Consider the following 21,551-nt stretch of genomic DNA (forward strand, 5'->3'; position numbering starts at 1 on the left):
AGAAATGAAAAAATTAGCGACAATACTATTGGTAATAAGTTTCGCTTTTGCATGCGGAAACTTAAACGACAAAGCACGTAAACCAGTGATCTACACCATTGGAGATTCAACCGTTAAAAACGGACAGGGAGATGGTGCAAACGGTCTTTGGGGCTGGGGCGATCCGCTGGTTCAGTATTTCGATACGAGCCGGGTGAGTGTTGAAAATCATGCACTTGGCGGAACCAGCAGCCGCACTTATCGCGACAAAGGATTGTGGCAGCCTGTTCTGGATAAGTTAAAACCGGGCGATTTTGTGCTCATGCAATTTGGGCACAACGATGCCGGGCCTGTTAACGACACCATTCGTGCTCGCGGAACGATTAAAGGCGTGGGCGACGAAACCGAAGAGATCGATAATCTGCTTACCGGAAAACACGAAATTGTGCATTCGTACGGTTGGTACCTGCGGCAATACATTCGTGAGGCGAAGGAAAAGGGAGCCATTCCGGTGGTGATGTCACCCATTCCGCGAAACGATTGGGAGAATGGTCAGGTACCGCGAAACAAAAATTCGTATGGAGGCTGGGCAAAAACTGTGGCTGAGGAAGAAGGCGCTTTTTTTATTGATTTAAATGAAAAAATGGCTTCGGAGATGGAAAAACGTGGAGAGGAGAATGTGACCGACAAATTGTTTTTTAGCCGCGATCATACACATACTTCGGCAAAAGGGGCTGTGTTGGCGTCCTCATTAATTGTGGAAGGACTGGAAGAACTCGAAAAATGTCCGCTAAAGAATTATCTGCTGACAGATCCTAAAATCAATTTTCCGGTTAAAAAGAAAGTATTTATTATCGGCGATTCAACGGTGGCTAACGGCAACGACAGCATTGTGGGGTGGGGGCGCGAATTGTGGGCTTTTATGGATACCAGCCGGATTGAAGTGATAAATAAAGCACGCGGTGGCAGAAGTTCCCGCACCTTTATTTACGAAGGACTTTGGGATGAAGTGCTCGGGCAACTCAGTGCCGGCGATTTCTTGCTGATTCAATTCGGACATAACGACGGAGGGCATATCGATCAACCGAAATACAGGGGATCGCTGCAAGGAATGGGAGAGGAGACCCGCGACATTCTTCGCAACGATTCCATCCCGGAAACGGTACATACTTATGGCTGGTACATGAAAAAATACATCACCGAAGCAAAGGAGAAGGACGTTTCGGTAATTGTGCTTTCAATGATTCCGCGCAACATTTGGAATGACGGTAAAGTAGAGCGTGTAAACGATAGTTACGGTCTGTGGGCCAGGGAGTCAGCCGAACAAAACGATGCCTTTTTTATCGATCTGAATAATCGTATTGCTGAAAAATACGAAAAAATGGGGCCGGCAATGGTGAGTGATTTCTTTTCCGGAGATCATACGCATACCAATGCTGCCGGAGCGAAATTCAATGCAAACACACTGGCTGAGGAAATCGGTAAACTTCGCTCCTGTTCGCTGAGAAGATATTTAAACTGGAATTAAAAGATATTAGAATGAAACGTTTAGCATTCAAAATGTATCTTAACGAGGGCCGGAAAGCTGAATACAAAAAACGCCACGATGAAATTTGGCCCGAGCTTAAACAGCTGCTAAAAAACGCAGGAATAAGTGAGTATTCCATTTTTCTGGATGAAGAGACCAATACACTGTTTGCCTTTCAGAAAACTGGAGGTAAATGCTGTTCTCAGGATTTGGGGCAAACGGAAATTGTGAAAAAGTGGTGGGCGTATATGCAGGATATCATGAAAACGAACGCCGACAATTCTCCTGTTTCAATTCCATTGGAGGAAGTTTTTTATTTAGGTTTTGATAATGAGTGAATTCTTTCGTTCAGAATTATTAGATTAAGTTTTTTCAACGACTCCTTTCATACAATGTCATATTTTACTAATAGGGAAGAATTGTCGTAAATTTGTGGGCTGCTGCGTGCTTTCATACATTTTTTCGATGTAATTGGCACCAACAAAAGACGAAGTATGAGTTGGAAGAATAATATTCAGGCCGAATTAAAACAGCTAGTGACGCTAAAGGATACGAACCGAAAATGGCAATTCGCCCTATTGACTGCAATATGTGTAGGTGCGCCATTGGTAATTGGGCTGTATTTCGATAATATTGGTGCGGGGCTGATTGCCAGTTTAAGCGGTATGGTAATACTTTATCTGCCCGACACCGGTAGTTTAACCAATAAAATATCGACACTTTTAATCAGTTCTTTTGGTTTTATGGTGTCGTTTGCTGTGGGGCAGTTTTTCAGTTTTAATCATATTGTTTCGGTTATTGCATTCGGTATTTACGCCATGACGATCCACTGGGTTATTCTGTATTACAAAACAGCACCTCCCCGAAGTTTCTTTTTCATTTTTATTGCAGCTATTTCCATTTGTCAGCCGTTTAACCTTGCCGCAATACCAACAAAAATAGGTTTGATAAGCCTTGGGCTGATGTTCTCGAGTTTTTTAGCTTTAGGCCATTTGGTTTACTTATCAACCAAGGTAAATTGGGAGGTCTATCCCAAACCTCAATCAATATTTACAAAGAATACGTACGCCGACTTCTGGGAAGCCATTATAATGGGTGTTTTTATGGCTGTGTCCTTAGCTTGTGGTTACTTATTTGAAATGGACAATCCGTACTGGATTCCTGTGTCGTGCGCAGCTGTAATGCAAGGGGCATCACGTTATCATATCTGGCAAAGAACATTTCATAGAATCCTGGGAACGTTTTTAGGGTTGGGGCTTTGTTGGGCATTGCTGAGTGTTACCCACTCGATTATTGTACTTTGTATTTTTATCATTCTTCTGCAATTAATCGTAGAATTACTGGTGGTCAGAAACTATGCCATTGCAGTAATATTTATCACTCCCTTGGCCATATTTTTATCGGAAGCTGCCAGCCCAATTATCGACACGCCCAATGTGCTAATAGTATTACGTTTTCAGGAAATTGTTATCGGTAGTGCCATCGGTGCTGTTGGCGGTTGGGTTCTTCATAAAGAAAAGATACGCTATGCTACCATAAGCGGTTTGAAGAAGATTAGTGGCGGTTTGGAGAATAAAGACAATTAGAATTTTCTATACCCCAAGCTTGCCTTCAAGAACTTTGTGATTTTCTCATATATGAAGCGATGGGAGAATTGTTGTACATATTTTATACCCATAAAATAAAAAAGGAGCTAAACTTTCGTTTAACTCCTTGATTTTAAGTGGTCGGGATACCAGGATTCGAACCTAGTCCCATTAATGCCTTTATATCAGTGATTTACTTTAATCGTTTTTTTACGGGTCACCGTTTAGTTCACATTTAAAGAACTTCTCTTTACTGACATAAAAATAGATAAAATTGGTAGTAAAAGCAAAGTGTTCTCTATATAGTCCCTTAAAATTTTAGCATCAATGTTTTGAATTGTTATATACTTTTCGGATACGCAATTGATCCTGATTAAGAGGGTTGTGAATAGATTTGATTTGACTGACTTGGTATGCCAGTGAAGGTCTAACGTTTATTTTGTAATGCGCTAATTATCAGTGACTATATTCGTCTTCTTTTTCTAATGGTCCCTGTTGAGTAACTCTATAATTATTTGTGTTTAATAATTCAAATATCGATTAATATACCAAATTTCATGGAAATAAATATGTTTAATTGAATTGCTCTCAGATTATAATACTTTTTCCCTCGAAGATTCTCGCTCAATTAGTTCAATAGGGAGTATTATCTTTTCGCTTGTATTTAGCTCCTGCTTTATTGATTTGAAAAACAACGTTGCAGCTTCTTCTCCCATTTGGACTGTTGGATGGCTTACGGAAGTTAAGGGCGGATCAACAACGATAGAGTGAAATTCATCAGTAAAGCCTGCTAATGATATGTCTTCAGGTATCCGTAATCCTTGCCTTTTAATCTCAATCATCGCAGATAAGGCAACAATATCATTGATGCCAAAAATAGCATCAGGTTTATGCTCTAGCTGTAACAGTTTTTGGGTAGCCGATTTGGCTGCCTCTATGCTCATGTTGCACTGAACTACGAGTTCCGAATCAACTGGTAATCCACACTTTTTAAGCCCATTAAAATACCCCTGTTTTCTATTTTTGGAAATGTTAAGATGATCTGGTCCAGAAATATAAGCGATCCGGCGACAGCCGTTGGCATAAAAGTGTTTTGTAATTTTTTCTGCAGCAACTTTTCCGTCGGCAATTACTGCCGGAGCATCAATCGAATCGCAAATACGATCGAAGAATACAAGGGGGATTTCGTTTTTAACTAGTTTTTCAAAATGGGAGAATTCATTGGTTTCCTGGCTCAAACAAACAATCAGGCCTTCAACACGGGATTTTAGAAAGTTTTCCACAGCTTCTTTTTCCTTCTGCATAGATTCATTGGATGAAGCAATAAGAATAAAATAGCCGTTTTCATTTACTATCCTTTCAATTCCGGATATAATGGATGAATAGAAGTGAGTATTAATATCGGGAACAATCACTCCAATCATTTTGGTTTGCTGGCGCAGTAGACCCATTGCAAGCGGGTTGGGACTATAATTTCGTTCCTCAGCCAACTGTTTTACTTTCATCCTTACTTCCAAGCTGATATCAGGATGGTCCTTTAAGGCTCGCGAAACCGTAGAAATAGAAATATTCAATTCCTGAGCCAAATCTTTAAGTGAAACGCGTCGAGTTGCCATAACTTAATAAAATACAAAATTAGGTTTTTCAGTGAATTCTTGGAAAACTGATTGAAAGTAGAATCTGTTATACAACATTTTATTTTTCATGCAAAGCTTTGCGCAAAGGTTTGCGTTAATATATTGGATTCTAACCACTTGTTTTACTGCAATGTTTAATTAAAATTTGCGAAAGAATGGATCGTAAGATATTGAATAATAAAAGAGTAAACGACCGCATTCAATATCTAATTATTTAAGAAGACCTTCGGTTTATTTTAATTGTAAGCATATATAAAACATAGAAAATTTGGGAAATAGTAGTCTGAAATATCCGCCATTAATATATGGAACAAGTTTTCTGGGAAATTTGTATCGTGAATTAACCTGGGACGAAAAACTTTCATTGATAAAGGAGTGGTTCAAGGTGACTGATGGGAAGGTGATGATTGACAGTGCCGGGAAATATGGTGCTGGTTTGGCATTGGAAGTAATTGGCAAAGGCCTCTGTCAACTAGGTATTCCTCCTGAACAGATTACTATTAGTAATAAGCTGGGCTGGTACAGGGTGCCGTTAAAAACGAAAGAACCTACTTTTGAACCAGGAGTATGGGCTAATCTTGAATATGATGCTGTTCAAAAAATAAGTTACAAGGGTATAATTGAATGCTGGCAACAAGGTTGCGAGTTGTTGGGGGGCAGATACAAGCCTGAATTAGTTTCGGTTCATGATCCGGATGAATATCTCGAAGCTGCCGCAGATGCTACTGATAGCCAAAAACGAATGGAAGATATTCTTGGTGCATACCAAGCCTTGTTCGAATTAAAGAACAAAGGTGAAGTAAAAGCTGTTGGTATAGGATCGAAAGACTGGTTGGTGATAAAGGAATTGTACGAGAAAGTAAAATTCGATTGGGTGATGTTTGCCAATAAATTCACTCTTTACCATCATCCGAAGGCGATTATTGATTTCGTAAAACAACTGGCAGAGGATGGAGTTGTAATTATCAATTCAGCAGTTTTTAATGCCGGATTTTTAACGGGAGGCGATTATTTCGATTACCGCATAATGAGTCGTGAAAATCCTGAAGACCAGCCGCTGTTCAAATGGAGGGAAAAGTTTTTTGCTGTTTGCGACAAATACAATGTTACGCCCGGTGATGCTTGCCTGAAGTTTGCTTTATCTGCACCTCAAATTAAAGCCTTGGCTCTTAATCCAAGCAAACCCAAACGAATGGCTAATAATAAAGCCCTGCTCGAAAAAGAGTTTCCTGCAGAATTTTGGGCCGAGTTAAAGGCCGAAGGCCTTATTGAACAACACTATTCATATTTGTAAATGTCTGATTATGATTATTGATACACATCACCATTATTGGAGTTATGACCCGGTTGAATTTGACTGGATTGATGATGAAATGGCAAAGATTCGTCAGAGTTATTTTCCGGAAAACCTCAAAGAAACTTTGGGAATCACTGAAGTTGAAGCGGTGGTAACTGTACAGGCACGTCAAAGTTTGGAGGAGACCGACTGGTTGCTTCAGTTAGCCGCTGAAAATGATTTTATGCGTGGCATTGTTGGCTGGCTTCCATTAGTAGCTGAGAATATAAATGAGCTTCTTGAAAAATACAATAAGAATGACAAGTTGAAAGCCGTTCGACACGTAGTTCAGGGCGAATCTGATCCTGAATTTATTATTGGAAAAGATTTTAACCGGGGAATCTCGCAGCTTAAAAACTATGGTTTGGTTTACGATATTCTTATTCTCGAACATCAGCTGCCGAATACAATCCGTTTTGTCGATCAGCATCCTAATCAGCAGTTTGTACTCGACCATATTGCAAAACCACGAATTAAAGCAAATGAGCTGGAACCATGGGCCAAAAATATCAGGGAATTGGCAAAACGGGAAAATGTGAGCTGTAAAATCAGTGGAATGGTAACTGAAGCCGATTTTAATAATTGGACTGAAGAGCAGTTAAAACCTTATTTCGAAGTTGTATTTGAAGCTTTTGGCCCTAATCGCCTAATGTATGGTTCAGATTGGCCTGTATGCCTGGTTGCAACAGAATATGCTAATTGGCTAAGTCTGGTTAAGAGGCAGCTTGTGCAATTCACAGAAAACGAACAAAAAATGATTTTCTATAAAAATGCCGTGGAAGTGTATCAACTCTAGTGTATAAAAGATGAAAGCAATAGAAATAACAAAAGCAGGGGAGATGCAGGTTGTTGAGCGCGAAATGCCTCAGCTTGCAAACGGTGAAATATTGTTACGATTAAAATATGTGGGCTTTTGCGGCTCCGATCTAAGTACATATCTGGGAAAAAATCCTTTGGTGCAATACCCTCGGATACCGGGACATGAGATTTCTGCAGTTGTAGAACATATTGGAGCACAAGTACCGGATAATTTTAAGATTGGTCAAGCAGTAACAGTTGTGCCTTACACAAATTGCGGACAGTGTACATCCTGTAAAAAGAAACGTTTTAATGCCTGCAAGTACAACCAAACATTGGGAGTGCAACGTGATGGAGCGATGGCTGAATATATTGTTGTTCCATGGCAAAAGGTTTTAACCGACAAGGCTTTGTCGGATATTCAACTGGTCTTGGTTGAACCTATGACTGTTGGCTTTCATGCAGTAGATAATGGGAAGGTTACTGATATTGATACCGTTATGGTTTTGGGATGTGGAATGATTGGTAGTGGTGCTATTATTCGAGCCAAATTGCGCGGAGCAACGGTAATTGCAGTTGACATTGATGATTCGAAACTGGAGATCGCCAAAAAATTGGGCGCAACTTATACAATCAACTCAAAGGATCAGGATCTTCACGCTGAACTGGACACAATCACAATGGGCAACGGACCAACGGTAGTTATAGAAGCAGCCGGTAATCCGATTACTTATAGAGCGGCAATAGAAGAAGTGTCTTTTGCCGGTCGGGTGGTTTGTATTGGTTACGCCGGAAGTGATATTGATTTTACGACAAAACTTTGGGTACAAAAGGAATTGGAAATCATGGGCTCGCGTAATGCCAATCCAAGTGATTTTGAGTCAGTGATGAAGTTTTTGCGAGAAAGTGATCTGAACGAGAAACTACTTATTACAAGGATAGTAGAGCTTGAGGATGCTCCTGAGGTCATGAAAGAATGGTCGGTGAATCCTGGCAAGATCCTCAAAATATTGGTTAAACTCTGATATCTTTTCATCCTTCGATCGAATTTTTCCCAAGAACTACTTTAATCCTTCTTGAAAACCCGGTACGAATGCGGCATTAAAGTAATCCTGAATTTACTGGTCATTTCAGACCCTCTCATCCGGCGGCTAAAGAAGCTTGGTGTTTCTTCGGGCAGTTTCTCAATCGTAAATCCTTCGGAAATATCGGAGATGGCGGAAATATCTTCCGTGCTAACCAGTTGAATGGTTACAGGTTCATCCAAAAACGACTCAATTATAAATGTATTATTGTCGTATACAAACAAGCTTACTTTGGCCGGTCCCTCGATGTACATTCCCAAATCTTTGCTCAATACCTGGCGAAATACATTCAAAACTCCGTCGGGCAAATCGTAAAGGTTACCAAAATCGTTGGGGATTGTTATAACATACAGGTTCCCCTTTGAATACTGGCCCCTAAGCAGCATTGGATAACCGCTAACGCCATTTGTCAGCGGACGTCCGGCGCTAACAATCTCCCAGGCATCGTTAGTTTGATACTGCACCTGTGTAATCAGAATGTCTTTTTCGGCTTTTCCGAAGAAGCCAAAATCGTTAACCAGTGCGTCCTTGTCTCCTGCTCGTAATTCAACAATGTCGGCTATATCGTTTTGTATGGCTTGTAGCAAGCCGCTGGTAATTACTATATCGCCGCCTTTCTGTAACTGCTTTTTCATTTTGTTTACAATATCTCTATCGTACTTGGCTTGCTCGGTTAGCAGTATTACTTTCTGGTCTTCAGGAAATTCGGAATACATGTCCATGGGCAGACCAATCATTCCGAGGTAGTTCTGCAGAAAATCGTCGCCCAGCGAATGATAAGGTTTGTATGATTTAATTCCGATTGGTTTGCCCAGTTGGACAACAACTTCATCTGCTTGTTCTAAAGCTACACCGGCCACACGTGCTAAGGTGGATGGTGTAATAGTTGTCCCATCGGGCAGTTGAACGGGTTTCATCATCTCATCGTAGTCAAAACTGGTGCCCATACCTTGCCATTGTTTCCGGTGGATTTCGGGGCGCAGTTGCACGCCGGTTAGCTGGTTATAGGCAAATAGCATAATTTCGGGCGCTTTGGCAAATAGGGTTAACCAAAGTTGTTCAGCGTAACGGTCCATTCCCATGTTCGATCCACCGGCATCAACCCATCCACCAAAGTTGTAGCCCGGACGTAAGTTGTCGAAATAGCGAATAATATTATAACTCAGGTAGTTTTGCAGATGCTGAGCAGATGAAGGGTCGCGCGTTTCGGTACCTGTCCACACTCCATCAAACAGGTGTGGCCCGTTTTGCAGATCGAATCCCAATCCCTGAAAATGATCGTACCAGTTGGGGTATTTAATGATCACTTTTACATTGGGATTAACTTTTTTGGCCGGATCCAGAACCAGTTCTTTTCCGGCTTTGGTCATTAGCTTTGTTCGGTACTCCGTCCAGCTCATGTCGCCTTTGGCTTCAATTTCGATATCGGATTTACAGCTGGTGAAAAAGAAATCGTCGAGAATAAAATCATCAAAATGACGGGCGGTGTGTTCGGCAATCTGCTGTACAATTTCCCGGTGTTCCGGATTGGAATAGCAAAAGGTTTCAAAATTGTTCGATTCATCAATGGTGTAGGTGATTCCTCCTCCAACTTCCAGACCCTTGTCCAAAAAATATTGTTTTGCCTGCTCCAGTGTCTCATCCGGAACAATCAGCAAATCGCGATGGGTTTCCAGATAAATTTTGTCGATTTTTATCTGGTTCGAAATTATGGTCCAGGTAGAGTCGAGCCAATTCAGGTCTTTCATCTTTTCCACTTCGTAAGCCCGAACATACACAGATACTTTATAGTTTTTGTAATTTCCAGCCTGCGAAAGTTGAGTAATACAGGCCAGTACAAGTAAAATAATAATTCGTTTCATTGTAGGTTTTTATTGGTTGAACAAGTTTTTAATTTGGTTTTTGGGTTCTAACAAGCAGTTCAAATGCCATTCGGCTGTTGTGGTAAGGACATTTCCATAAACTTACTTTTGGTTGTCCTATAATTGGCTGCTCATCGGATTCAAGCCCACCGTACCAGCCTCCGTATTCGGTGTCAACCAGGTTGTTTTTAATCCATTCCCACGTTGTTATCGCGGCATCCAGGTATTTTTCATCCCCGCTGATTTGCCAGGCATTAAAAAAGGCGATCACCGATTCGGCCTGCGGCCACCAACTCAGGTTACCTTCAATTTCGCCATTTCGGCGTTCGTAAAGCAAGGAGCCATCGGGATTTCTGCCTTCCTGCATCTGGGTATCCACGAGTTTTAACGCAATATCCTTTGTTTGTTTTATCAATGTTTCCTCTTGAATCAGTTCCGTAGCCTCAGTTAGCAACCACGACAATTCCACATCATGCCCGTAAGAATCGATCTGCTCCAGGTTTTCCCATTCCCTTGTTAGAAACAGATTTTGATGCCATCTCTTTTGGTCGATAATTTTCTCCAGAAATACATCGACAAGGCCTCTGAGCTGACTTTTCAAACCGGAATCGGGCCAGACTTTGTACAATTGCGAATAAGCTTCAAGCAGATGCAAGTGTGTGTTCATGGTTTTGGCAGCCACGCCTGTACCATCATAACCGTAACGCTTCGGGGTTTTCCAGTCGCGCGTAAATGATTCGATGTAGCCGCCGTTAAGCGGATCAAAGGCCTTCTCTTCCAGCGTGTGGTATAAGCTAATGGCTTGCTGCAGGCTTTCGTGGTTACCCGTGGCCTGATAATGTGCTCCCAGCCCATAAATGGCAAAAGCTATTCCGTAGCACTGTTTTTGGTCGTCGAGCGGAGTGCCATCAGCCTGAACTACCCAATAGGTGCCGCCAAATTCTTCGTCGATAAAATGGGCAAGGAAATATTCCTGCGCACGGTTGGCCAACTCCAGATACGCTTCATTTTCAAAGTGCATATATGCATTGGAGAAAGTCCATAATATTCGCGCATTCAATACACAACCTTTTGGAGCCTCCGGAATGGGAGTCCCATCGTTAAGCACGGTTCCGTAAAAGCCTCCGTTAGGGTCAGGGGTGTAGTTTTCCCAGAACGGTAGAATATTTTCAGTCAGATTATTGGTGGTTTCCGAAACCAAACTGGTTGTTTTTATTTCAGAAGAAGGTGTTGAGCACCCGATAGCAATAAACTGCAGGTATAAAATACCAGTAAGATAGGTGAGGAATTTAATCACCGCTGCCTGAATACGAATGACTGATTTTGTTGTCATTCGTATTACTGGCTTTTCTGGTAGAGGTATATATCTAATGTTCATTATTGTTCTTTCAGTAGCTGTTGAGCAGCCAATGCCAAAAACATATAATGCGACGAACCACCGCCAAGCACGTATTCAACCTGTTGCCACAGGTAGGGAAATTCAAGCAGTTCAGGAAAATCGGGGCGAATAAGTGCCGTTCCCGACACAACGCCACCCGGAATGTACGACCAGTCGGCGCGATTTAAACCATAACCAACAGTTGCCGAACGCGCACCAATTCCCGAGGCAAACGAAGAAGTATTAGAGCCCGGATGACAACCCAAAATAAAATTCAAGGCATTGTAAATATACTCTGAGCTAAAAATATCGGGGTAGGCGGTATGCAAAAAGTATTGTCTGAAACCAAATGACTGGATATCCCAACCGGCACCCCAGATACGCGGACGATAAGGAATTCCGTAAGGAGTTTCGGCACCTTGTTGTTTTATTTGATCGTTTAGCCCGCTCATGGCTTCCCTGATCGCTTGGGTAAAAGCCGGATCGTTGATCTTTTTCTCGGCACGGCCGATGTACCAGCCAACAAAACCAATAGCTTGTGTAATAAATTCGGTTTCGGAAAGCAGATAATCTTTGTAAACGTCATCGCCTGTAGTAATGAATAGTTCGGTTGCCGCGTGTATTTTTGCCGATTTCGAACGTCCGCTTACATCCGTAATCTCAAATAGGGTTTTGGCACAATCAAGTGCCTGCGAGCTGAGCGTATCGTTAAAGCCTTTAAGCACCCTTGCTGTGGCTGCCATCTGTGCAGCAGTGGTTAATTCGCGGTATGGATTGTCTTCGGTAAATACCCAGCGGTCGTCGTCGTTGCCCGCTTCGTTGTCGGTCATTGCCGCTGCGTCGCCCAGCATTACATATTGCCTTAGGTTATTACAAATTATCCCGCGGTAAAGACGGCCAAGGGCGCGGTATCCGCCAATAACAGTAAGAGCACCGTTTTCAATTTGTTGCAGGATGTCGGCTTTCCCATCGGGCTGGTGAATTTCTGTAATTCGCTTTTGTTGATCGATGGAAGTGACATCATAGTCCACTCCAAATGCTTCGTAGGCCAGTGCCAGAATGTACGTTTCGCCAGCCTGTGATTCAACCCGCAGGTCGAAGTCGCCGGCATCGTGCCAGCCTCCAATATTTAATCCGGGAACAATGTCGCCTGGCGAATAATCAGTTAAAGTGGATGCTCCTTGCACATAACCGTCAATATGGTTAAAATTAACCGGAGCCATTTGCGCATCATCCATATGGCAGTCGTCGTGCCAAACACGGTATTTCTCATTTACCCGCATGTGGCACATCTGAACCGGGAGAAAATATTCCAATACCGGTTGCCAGACTCCGCGATCGTAAATTGCATTATCAATCCGAAAAACCGGAGAAGCAGAATTGCCGTAACGCACCTGGTAAAGTCCTGGATCATTTATTTCGGTAAAATCGAATTTCAGGTAGTTGTAGCGCAAAAAACGGCCCCATTCTTCGCCCGATTTACTAAGTACTTCTTCTTCCCCCGAAGCCGTAATTTTGAACAGCGTCGGAGTCTCTGTTTTTTCGGTGCGTTTATCGAGTTCAATAATGGCTGTTTTTTGTTGATTGCTGTGATAGCCAATTTGTGAAGTTTGAACAACCGGCGTATATCGCCAGTCTTCTAAAACATTTGGTGTGATGATCCATTTTATGGCCTCTTTTGTTTTTCCTGCGGGAATTTCGCTTCGTACAGCAAACCAGCCATTGTTGTGATTCATTCGGCCATCGTATAACTTTAAGGCAGCTCCCTGGCTTTCAATGCTGAATTTCCCGTAAGGATCGTCGGGGCGTACCACAAAGCGGTGCCCCTGGGCATACGGCTCGGCAACAATATCGTCGGCAATTATCGGACTATATCCCTCGCCGGCAAGATGTTTGGCAGAGGCTTTTCCATCAGGATTAAAATTGCCCGGATCGTTGTAATGCGAAGGTTCGTAACGGGTTGGCCCATTGGGTTGTTGCGGAAAAATTCCCGTTTCATCGTCCATAATCCAGGGTTTACCGAATAATGCTCCCGGGAAAAGTTCCATATTAAAACCCACTTTCCCCAGGTAATTTTGCGGAACGGGTTGCTCCAGATCAACGGTAACGATAACCGAGCTGCCTTTGCCTTCAACATTTACGGTGTAGTTTATTTGCAAATCGGGGTAAACCATAGGGTTGAAGCCGGTAATGTGGCGCGATGAGTCGGGAAAACTCAAATATGCAGTAATCGTATTTTTCTCCTGGTTGGTAACGCGGTCGTGTTGTTTCGGCACCGGCTGCCATTGTCCGGGAGTGGGTTCCAGCCTGATATCGCCGTTGGTGGCAATGCGGTTTCCATGCATAATCAGCGATACGCCTCCCTGGTGTCCCTCAGGATAAATATCATCGAAAGCCATGACATCAACTCCATGATTTTGAAAATATCCGGATGAGTTAAGTTTGAATTCCTGGGCTTTGAGGTCATTGGTAAATAGTACTACCAAAAAATAGAAAAGGAATGAAAATTTTTTCATAATGCAGCTTTTAGGTCATTGGTTTAATAAAATGTACAAGAATTTGTGATTCTTCTGAAAATCAAAATTATAAAAAATTGTAATTATTACAATAAGTGCTTTGAAAGTTAAAATTGGAAGTAGGGATGAAATTTTTGGCTAAGAGCCAAAATGGTTTATTGTTGTTTGGATGAAAAGAAATGTTGATTGCGCTAAATAAAGTTTCTTTTTAATAAAAAAAAATATGGAATAAGTATCATTGTACCAGGCTGATATCTTAAAACTAAAGTTTATTATCTTAAAACTAAAGTCAATTTTTTCAACAGACTGTATTTTTGACAATTACTATCAAACTATATTCAAACTTGAAAAAAATGAACTTTAAGAAACTATTTTCCTTAGCTGTATTTTCTCAGAATACAAATTACACTTGCGTTTCCCTCTTGTTGCGCATTTATGTACATAGGTTTAATTCGTTAATATTATCGTGCACCTGATTTGCTCAGTCTGGGGGATAATGTGAAGACTATATTGTCATTGTGCAAACTGTGTGTGTTTAATGAAGTATAATGAAAGCTGCGATTTCAACTTTTCGCATTAATCGATTAGTACTATTTTCTGAAAATTTCATTACACGCCAAAGTTTAAAATATTATTAGAAAAGATTTAGTTGAACGCACGGTGAAATATTAGTGTATAACATTCGATCCTTAGATAAAGCTCAGAATGAACGAAAATATAACTAGGAGGTTGGTGGCGCAATTTATGGATATTTGTCCGGTATAAATAACCACCTTCATCTTAGACTTAATTCCAATTTATTAATCAAAACTATTTATTTATGAAAAAAGGCAAATTATTTCAGGTTGCACTTATGATGCTACCGATGATGCTCTTGACACTTTGGGGTTTTGGACAAAACGTCAATCTACAGGGTACTGTAGTTGATGACACAGGAAGTCCTATTCCGGGAGTTTCAGTTACTGTACAAGAAACTACTATTGGTACGGTAACAGATTTTGACGGTAAATTTGATCTAGAGGTTCCTCTTGGATCAAAAGTGCTTGTGTTTAGCTTTGTAGGAATGCAAACACAGGAAGTTGAAATTGGTACGAAAACCTCTTTTAACATTGAAATGGAGGCTGATGTGGTTGGGCTCGATGAAGTTGTTGTTGTTGGTTACGGTACAATTAAAAAGAGCGACATTTCAGGTTCGGTTGCTTCAGTAAGCACTGAAGAAATGATGAAAAAAGCACCAACAAACATTGCACAAGGTTTGAAGGGAGCTGCTGCAGGGGTAATGGTTACCTCGCAAGATGGTGCCCCTGATGCAAATGCTGCAGTTCGTATTCGTGGTGTTGCTACCATTAACGGTTCGGCTTCTCCTTTGTATGTGGTTGACGGAGTGCAGGTGGGGACTAATGCAAATTTCCTTAATCCCGCCGATATTGAAAGTATTGAAGTATTAAAAGATGCTTCCGCAACGGCTATTTATGGTGCACGTGGCGCGAATGGTGTAATTATGATTACCACAAAACATGGAACGAAAGGTGCTGCACGAATAGAGTTTTCAGCAGATTTTGGTGCTCAAACCTTGCCATACACACTTGATGTGCAAGATGCTGATAGCTATGCAGAATCAATTCGTACTGCCCGTGCTTCTGATGGAGGAGTACCGGTATTATCGATTTGGGATACACAGTACGATGGAAAAAGAAAAACCATTGATTGGCAAAAAGAGATGACACAGATGGCTCTTAGGCAGCAATACAATCTTTCTGCATCAGGTGGTACGGACAAGATTCAGGCCAACTTGTCTCTTGGGTATCTGGATAATGAAGGTCTTGTTGTAAATAGCTATTACGAACGTATAACTTCGCGTGCCAATGTTAAAGTTAACGTTGCTGATTTTATTGAAGTGGGGGGGGACGTAAATTTTGTTCACACTGAATCAATGGGTAGTAATTCGGCTCTTGGAAACAACACCAACCTTTCAAGTTTGCGCGATATGGCATTTATCACGCCAACAATGGACTATATTGCTGATGGTGAGAATAATATTCCTGAAGGAACCTATGTTAGCCCTAACGTGGTTAACCCCGATGGAACCTATGGCGTTTTTTATCAAACATCTGTTGCCAACGAAATTGGTAAAGGTTATGATAACCCGTATGCCCGCCAAATGGAATTGGACAATCCTTCAAAATCAAACCGTGTATTTGCAAGTGCTTATATTAATCTTGATCTCTATAAAGGTTTGTCATTTAGATCGATTGCTTCATATAACTTCACTTCTAACGATGGCTACAGCTGGACTCCATTGAGGTATCGTTACAACAATGGAGAATCAATTCCTCTTTATGGTGTGGATATGACTGAACAGTTTTCAATGAATGCTTCTCAAGGCAATGATTTGGCTCTTGAAAGTTACTTTACGTACAATTATAAAACCGATATTCATAACCTTACATTGATGGCTGGTAATTCAGTAAGTAAGAGCTATGGCCAATGGCTAAATGTTTCTGCAAGGGATTTCCCTGCATCTAATATTCGCGATATTGGGTTAACCAATGACCTTGATTCAAAAACTGCAGGTGGTGCTTTCAACTTGCAAACCCGTTACATATCGTACTATGGAAGGGCAATGTACAGTCTAAAGGATCGTTATATCTTAACGGCAACTATGCGTCACGACGGTTCTTCAAACTTCGGTGCAGGTAATCGCTGGGGATCTTTCCCATCAGCAGCATTGGCATGGCGTATTTCAGAAGAAAGCTTTATGGATGGCGCGCCGGTAGTTAGCAACCTTAAATTGCGTTTAGGATGGGGACGTACAGGTAATGCCGGTGGTGCAACCGATTTGTCAGTAGATCAATTAAGTTCTGCAAATAACCTGTATCACTTTTACGGCATTTCTTCGAGCAGTCAGGGTAGCTCTGCGGCAAATGGTTTTGCTCAGCAAAATGTAATCGATACCAACCTGAAGTGGGAAACCAACGAACAGGTAAACGTTGGTCTTGATTTAGGTTTATATGATAACAAGTTGAATATTACAGCCGACTATTTCGAACGTACCGCAAAAGATCTGTTGATTTACCAAACTATGCGTCCTTCTACAGGTTTTACAACTGTGTACACAAACTTTGGTGAAATTCAGAATAAAGGTTTCGAATTCAGTGTTAATTATAATACAACAATTGGAAGAGACTGGCAGGTTGGAGCTACTTTAACAGGTTCTTCGTTGAAAAACGAAGTTATTGAATCTGGTTCAGATATTTTCAATACCAATGATGGTACAACCAACGATGGCAGTAATGTAGGTGCTGTTGGTGGCGGTCTTAGCTGGGATAACCACTCGATTTGCCGTGAAGGTTATGCTGTTGGTTCTTTCTACGGATACAAAGTTGCCGGTATTTTCTCTGATCAATCAGAAATTGACCAGCTAAATGCAGCTGCAGTTGCTGCTGGCTACGATTACTACCAAGAAGCTCAAACTCAGCCTGGCGATTTTAAATATGTAGATATTAACAATGATGGCCAGATCAGTGAAGAGGATATGGACGTTTTGGGTAACGGTTTCCCAAAACTGAACTACGGTTTAATGCTTGACGCTTCTTATAAAAACTGGGACTTCTCGGTTTATATGTATGGCGTATTAGGTCAGGACATTCTTTCATACTCGGCAATGAAACTGACCACCATGACACCATCTGATGACTGTGTATCTAACATTTTAACCGATGTTATAGCTGATGCATGGTCGCCAAGCAATACCGACGGAACATATCCGCGTTTATCGATTACCGACCTTAATGCCAACACCCGTACTTCTGACGCCTGGATTAAGAAAGGTGACTTCCTGAAGATTAATAATATCCAGATTGGCTATACTCTACCAAACAATATTGCCAAATCGCTAAAAATGTCTGGTGCCCGCGTTTACGCTTCTGTTCAAAACCTGGCTACTTTTTCGTCATACAACAAATATGGTGATCCAGAAGTGGGACAAGGAAGTGTGCTCTATACAGGTCTTGATACCGGCCGATATCCAACACCACGTACCTATACATTTGGTGTGAACATTAAATTTTAATTGTTCCATAATAAACAAAAGATTAACATTATGAAAAACATATTAAGAATATTATTTATAGCCGCTTTTGTTGGGACTGTTTTATTAGGAACGACTTCTTGCGACAATGAAGAGTTTTTGACAGTTGACCACTATACGATTCTTGCGTCTGACCAGATGTTTAAGAGCGAAGAAGACGCAGCAAAAGGTTTGGTGGGATGTTACGACATGTTCTTCCCAGGCGATAATGCAGACGACTGGAATTACAAACCTCAGTTATTTGTAGGATGTCACCCTACACTGGAAACACAAGCTACCGGATGGGATAAACAATATGGTAACCAACAGTGGACCGCTGATGATCCAAGTTTGAATGCAGGTTGGATGTATGCCTACCGTGCTATTGGCCGTTGTAACGTATTTCTAGCAGGTTTGGAAGCTTCAGAAGAGGCAGCAAACTGGTCAACAACCGAATCAATGGCTGGCCAGGCTAAGGCAATTCGTGCCTATTTTTACATGTGGCTGGCCCAAACCTGGGGAAGAGTGCCAATGTTGGCGGCTGGTGAAACTTTTTCGAATACGCCAGACAAAGCTGCTGCCGAAACTGATGACGAAATGTGGGATTTTATTATCCAGGACTTAAAAGATGCTTCTTTAGCTCTTGAGTGGGCTCCGCAAGATAACGAGTACGGTCGTTGCACAAAAGGTATGGCACTTTCATACTTAGGCGAAGCGTATTTGTGGAAAGCTTATAAAGCACGCATTAATGGTGATGGTGATGCCAAGAGTAATGAAAATATCCAACTGGCTGCGGCTGCTTTAAAAGAAGTTATCGATAACGGACCTTACGAATTAGCACCATCCTATTCAACTTTATGGGACGTAGGTCTTGCATGGCCGAAAGAAGCAGTTTTTCAGGTTGTTATGGATATGGGTGCAGGAAATTATTCGAATTGGGATTCTAACGCGCACAACTTTGTGAACTTTTTTGCCGGTTCTACCAATGGTGGTGGTGGCTGGGGATCGCAGTATCTTTCGTGGGAGTTGTATTTCTCTTTTGAAAAAGGTGACAAACGTCGCGATGCATCAATGGCTACTAATCCTGTTCCGGAACTTCCTGAAGATCAACGATCGGAATATTGTTATGGTTACAATCCGTTTTTACAGCAAACAATTGGAAGTACAGCTGATAAAAACAGTTTTAAAATGAATAACGGTGGCGACTATGCACCAGGTATCTGGACAATTAAACTTTGGAGAAACCAACGTTGCCAGTGGGCATCACCACACTCACCGGTTCACTTCTATTACAAACGTTATTCAGGCGTATTGCTCGACTACGCAGAATGTCTGTTCCGCCTAAATGGTGGAGATGATGCAACTGCTTGGGATCTTGTTAATCAAGTTCGCGATCGTGCGTTTGGAAACCTGGAAGTTGGTAAAGCTGATGCGTTAACCAGCACATTCTTGCCTTACTTCCAACAATTGGAGAATATCAATGGAGAATATTCAGACTTTGTCGCTCCAACAGAATACCCGATTCCATTTAGTACTGAACTTGTTGAAGTGCCTGATGCCAAAACTTATTACACTGCAGATGCCGCCGGTAACGAATACCACGAGGCCTTTTCTGGTTTAGAAGTTTGGGAAGTTGCCCTTGGACAGGAACGCCGTAAAGAGTTTAACTCAGAATGGAATTTAAAGTACGACCTGCAACGGTCTGAATTCCTGATTCCTCATATTAATGCCAATTATCCAAAAGGTGTAGGTGTACCTAATACGGACGTAAATGCGTTGACTAACTGGCATACTTATCGCGAATGGGATTTCAACGAACAGAAGCTCGTGATGCCTATTCCAACAAATGAGCTGCTTAGAAACAAACTGATAACTCAAAATGAAGGTTACTAGAGGGTCTAGTTCATAGATTATTATTATTGATTATTTAAAGGGATTTATCGAAAGGTAAATCCCTTTTTTTAAGCTATTACGCCTTTAAAATAGTCATATTTTTTGCCTCCAATACCATTTCTATGCCCAAAACAATACAGTTGTTTGCACTGTGTTTATAAGCCCAATCAGTTTGTTTGTCATGGCCTGAGGGAATTAAAAATGTACTGAATTGTTCGCAAAAACTTATACTATCGTAGTTGAAAGCGGGCATTTGGGCAAAAATGCCACCTATTGTATGCAACAACTAGTATTATAGCCAAAAAGTGATACCTATTGAATACGAAAAGACAATGTTTTTCAGGGAAAATGGTACAACTGCGACATGTTAACAGATGAAAGCCTGGAAAGTACTGGTTAGTTTTTAAACTGAACATCAATACCTTTTTCATTTCGGGCAGTGTTTGACACCTGGTAAGGAGTAACGTTTACCTTTCCTTTTACAAACTCCGGAATATTATACGATTTTAGGAGTTGCGTATAATAATCCACATCGTTTTGTGGTAATACAAAAGGTTTCGAAGGCACACCATTTTTATCGATGTGAGCGATAAACGGTCGGGTGTAAAGCCCGTCCAAACGACGACTGCTAAACACTACCCAGCGGCTGTTACTGCTCCACGAATGGTAGCTTTCGGTTTCGGTGCTGTTTAAAATGTCCAGGGCAGTTACCTTTTTATCAGCCAAACTCAGCAGGTACAAATCAGCTTCGCGGTGCCAGATGGAGAAATTACCATAATTAAACAATGTAAACATCAGGAAATTACCATCGGGAGAAACGCGGGGAAAGGAAATACTTTTACCCATTATACTGGCGTTAACGAGTGTATCCACTTCTTCGCCAAACTGGCGGGAAGCAGGATCAAATGTTATGCTGCAAAGGTTGTATCGTACTTTTTCATAATCATCGGGAATTGTTACGCTATCGGCCGAACAAAAATACAGCGTTTTTCCATCCGGTGAGAAAGTGGGGAAGGTTTCAAATGCCGATTTGGAAAACAATTCAGGAGTACTAAAGATCTCGTGTTTTTCTACGTCGTAAATCACCACATCCGATTTGTAATCGAATACTTCAATACGGTTACGGTCGGAGGTATGAAACATCTGTTTGGTACTGTTTACCGAAAAAGCTACAAAGTTGCCCGAAGGATGCCACGAAGGATAAACAAGCGGAGACATGGTTTCGGGGGTTTTGGTATTTAGTTTTTCAATTTTGTTGCCGCGCATAACTAAAGTTCCGCCAAAATCCTTTCGTATGTGAAATAACATGGTGTCGGGCGATTGCATACAAAATGAGTGGCAGTTTACACAATTATAATCCATGGTTTTATTGGTTGCAATTTCCGTTTGTTTAAACGTTTCAACACAACGCTGGTAAATTCCCATCTCGTTCCAGGTTTCATAACCGGGCTCTATCAGACGGTAAGCAATATACGGGTCAACACGATCGGGCGAAACAAAGAATTGAAAAGGTTTATACGCCACCCACTTCTCCTCTGTTTTTGTCACTATTTTTACTTCAATCGCGCCATTCTGTGCATTTTCAATAAGTTTTTTCCATGCCGATTCGCCAATTGCAAACTGTTTTTCGCGGGCTTTAACTTTTACCTCCTCCGAGCCACTTTCGAAAATCGCATAAGCTTCAGTGTAATCGCACGAGTTAGCTAATTTAAAGTGCAATGGGGCAATATTCTCAGGAACGGTAATGCCGGTATAGTCGGGAAAAATCTGAGGTATCTTGTTGAGGTTCTCATCTATATTTATATTTCCGGTGCAAGCCCAGAAAAAACAAAGGCCAATACAAAACAGTAAATGGGGTATACGACTTTTCTGCATTTTCACTAT

The 21,551-nt window shown here is 41.5% G+C and carries 13 protein-coding genes; 8 read left to right on the plus strand and 5 right to left on the minus strand.

The window, feature by feature from the left end:
• The first annotated feature begins 4 nt into the window (after window positions 1-4).
• The 3 genes from QZ576_RS04810 (at window position 5) to QZ576_RS04820 (ending at window position 3,093) form a co-directional block, all read left to right on the plus strand.
• On the plus strand, window positions 5-1,507 hold the full coding sequence (locus QZ576_RS04810; RefSeq protein WP_297094630.1) for a rhamnogalacturonan acetylesterase: 1,503 nt from the start codon (window positions 5-7) through the stop codon (window positions 1,505-1,507).
• 11 nt (window positions 1,508-1,518) lie between these two features.
• Window positions 1,519-1,845, plus strand: a complete 327-nt coding sequence (rhaM, locus tag QZ576_RS04815; protein WP_297094632.1) for an L-rhamnose mutarotase — start codon at window positions 1,519-1,521, stop codon at window positions 1,843-1,845.
• A 156-nt stretch (window positions 1,846-2,001) separates the two neighbouring features.
• Complete coding sequence (locus tag QZ576_RS04820) at window positions 2,002-3,093, plus strand: FUSC family protein (RefSeq protein WP_297094634.1); 1,092 nt, start codon at window positions 2,002-2,004, stop codon at window positions 3,091-3,093.
• A 593-nt stretch (window positions 3,094-3,686) separates the two neighbouring features.
• Here the strand turns inward: QZ576_RS04820 and QZ576_RS04825 are convergent.
• On the minus strand, window positions 3,687-4,709 hold the full coding sequence (locus QZ576_RS04825; RefSeq protein WP_297094635.1) for a LacI family DNA-binding transcriptional regulator: 1,023 nt from the start codon (window positions 4,707-4,709) through the stop codon (window positions 3,687-3,689).
• Between the two features lie 289 nt (window positions 4,710-4,998).
• On the opposite strand from QZ576_RS04825, the gene QZ576_RS04830 reads away from it, so the two are divergent.
• Genes QZ576_RS04830 through QZ576_RS04840 form a run of 3 tightly spaced genes read left to right on the plus strand, consistent with a single transcriptional unit; the run spans window position 4,999 to window position 7,889 of the window.
• Entirely contained in the window at window positions 4,999-6,024 is a 1,026-nt protein-coding gene (locus tag QZ576_RS04830) for an aldo/keto reductase (RefSeq protein ID WP_297094639.1), read from the plus strand.
• Between the two features lie 10 nt (window positions 6,025-6,034).
• On the plus strand, window positions 6,035-6,862 hold the full coding sequence (locus QZ576_RS04835) for an amidohydrolase (RefSeq protein WP_297094641.1): 828 nt from the start codon (window positions 6,035-6,037) through the stop codon (window positions 6,860-6,862).
• 10 nt (window positions 6,863-6,872) lie between these two features.
• Window positions 6,873-7,889, plus strand: coding sequence for a zinc-binding alcohol dehydrogenase family protein (locus QZ576_RS04840; protein WP_297094643.1), 1,017 nt, complete (start codon window positions 6,873-6,875; stop codon window positions 7,887-7,889).
• Between the two features lie 41 nt (window positions 7,890-7,930).
• Here QZ576_RS04840 and QZ576_RS04845 read toward each other — a convergent pair whose 3' ends face one another.
• From QZ576_RS04845 to QZ576_RS04855, 3 genes are read right to left on the minus strand one after another with little or no spacing between them, the layout of a single operon-like run.
• Complete coding sequence (locus QZ576_RS04845) at window positions 7,931-9,811, minus strand: hypothetical protein (RefSeq protein ID WP_297094645.1); 1,881 nt, start codon at window positions 9,809-9,811, stop codon at window positions 7,931-7,933.
• Window positions 9,812-9,839: 28 nt separating this feature from the next.
• The gene (locus QZ576_RS04850; RefSeq protein ID WP_297094647.1) at window positions 9,840-11,144 is read right to left on the minus strand and encodes an AGE family epimerase/isomerase; all 1,305 of its coding nucleotides are present in this window, start codon (window positions 11,142-11,144) and stop codon (window positions 9,840-9,842) included.
• Between the two features lie 44 nt (window positions 11,145-11,188).
• Window positions 11,189-13,705, minus strand: coding sequence for a glycoside hydrolase family 9 protein (locus QZ576_RS04855; RefSeq protein ID WP_297094650.1), 2,517 nt, complete (start codon window positions 13,703-13,705; stop codon window positions 11,189-11,191).
• A gap of 820 nt (window positions 13,706-14,525) precedes the next feature.
• Here QZ576_RS04855 and QZ576_RS04860 point away from each other — a divergent pair.
• Together QZ576_RS04860 and QZ576_RS04865 are read left to right on the plus strand one after the other, a co-directional pair.
• Window positions 14,526-17,777: a TonB-dependent receptor gene (locus tag QZ576_RS04860; protein ID WP_297094652.1), complete on the plus strand. Its 3,252-nt coding sequence runs from the start codon at window positions 14,526-14,528 to the stop codon at window positions 17,775-17,777.
• Between the two features lie 30 nt (window positions 17,778-17,807).
• The gene (locus tag QZ576_RS04865) at window positions 17,808-19,667 is read left to right on the plus strand and encodes a RagB/SusD family nutrient uptake outer membrane protein (RefSeq protein WP_297094653.1); all 1,860 of its coding nucleotides are present in this window, start codon (window positions 17,808-17,810) and stop codon (window positions 19,665-19,667) included.
• A gap of 396 nt (window positions 19,668-20,063) precedes the next feature.
• Here the strand turns inward: QZ576_RS04865 and QZ576_RS04870 are convergent, their stop codons facing one another.
• Window positions 20,064-21,542: a hypothetical protein gene (locus tag QZ576_RS04870; protein ID WP_297094655.1), complete on the minus strand. Its 1,479-nt coding sequence runs from the start codon at window positions 21,540-21,542 to the stop codon at window positions 20,064-20,066.
• Between the last annotated feature and the right edge of the window lie 9 nt (window positions 21,543-21,551).

Source organism: uncultured Draconibacterium sp. (assembly GCF_913060805.1).
Lineage (GTDB): Bacteria > Bacteroidota > Bacteroidia > Bacteroidales > Prolixibacteraceae > Draconibacterium.

Bases quoted from the DNA above. Each gene is read 5' to 3' on its own strand.
- QZ576_RS04810 (WP_297094630.1), top strand. From the start codon at position 5: ATGAAAAAATTAGCGACAATACTATTGGTAATAAGTTTCGCTTTTGCA.
- QZ576_RS04840 (WP_297094643.1), top strand. From the start codon at position 6,873: ATGAAAGCAATAGAAATAACAAAAGCAGGGGAGATGCAGGTTGTTGAG.
- QZ576_RS04860 (WP_297094652.1), top strand. From the start codon at position 14,526: ATGAAAAAAGGCAAATTATTTCAGGTTGCACTTATGATGCTACCGATG.
- QZ576_RS04850 (WP_297094647.1), bottom strand. From the start codon at position 11,144: ATGACAACAAAATCAGTCATTCGTATTCAGGCAGCGGTGATTAAATTC.
- QZ576_RS04855 (WP_297094650.1), bottom strand. From the start codon at position 13,705: ATGAAAAAATTTTCATTCCTTTTCTATTTTTTGGTAGTACTATTTACC.
- QZ576_RS04835 (WP_297094641.1), top strand. From the start codon at position 6,035: ATGATTATTGATACACATCACCATTATTGGAGTTATGACCCGGTTGAA.
- QZ576_RS04825 (WP_297094635.1), bottom strand. From the start codon at position 4,709: ATGGCAACTCGACGCGTTTCACTTAAAGATTTGGCTCAGGAATTGAAT.
- QZ576_RS04870 (WP_297094655.1), bottom strand. From the start codon at position 21,542: ATGCAGAAAAGTCGTATACCCCATTTACTGTTTTGTATTGGCCTTTGT.
- QZ576_RS04845 (WP_297094645.1), bottom strand. From the start codon at position 9,811: ATGAAACGAATTATTATTTTACTTGTACTGGCCTGTATTACTCAACTT.
- QZ576_RS04820 (WP_297094634.1), top strand. From the start codon at position 2,002: ATGAGTTGGAAGAATAATATTCAGGCCGAATTAAAACAGCTAGTGACG.
- rhaM (WP_297094632.1), top strand. From the start codon at position 1,519: ATGAAACGTTTAGCATTCAAAATGTATCTTAACGAGGGCCGGAAAGCT.
- QZ576_RS04865 (WP_297094653.1), top strand. From the start codon at position 17,808: ATGAAAAACATATTAAGAATATTATTTATAGCCGCTTTTGTTGGGACT.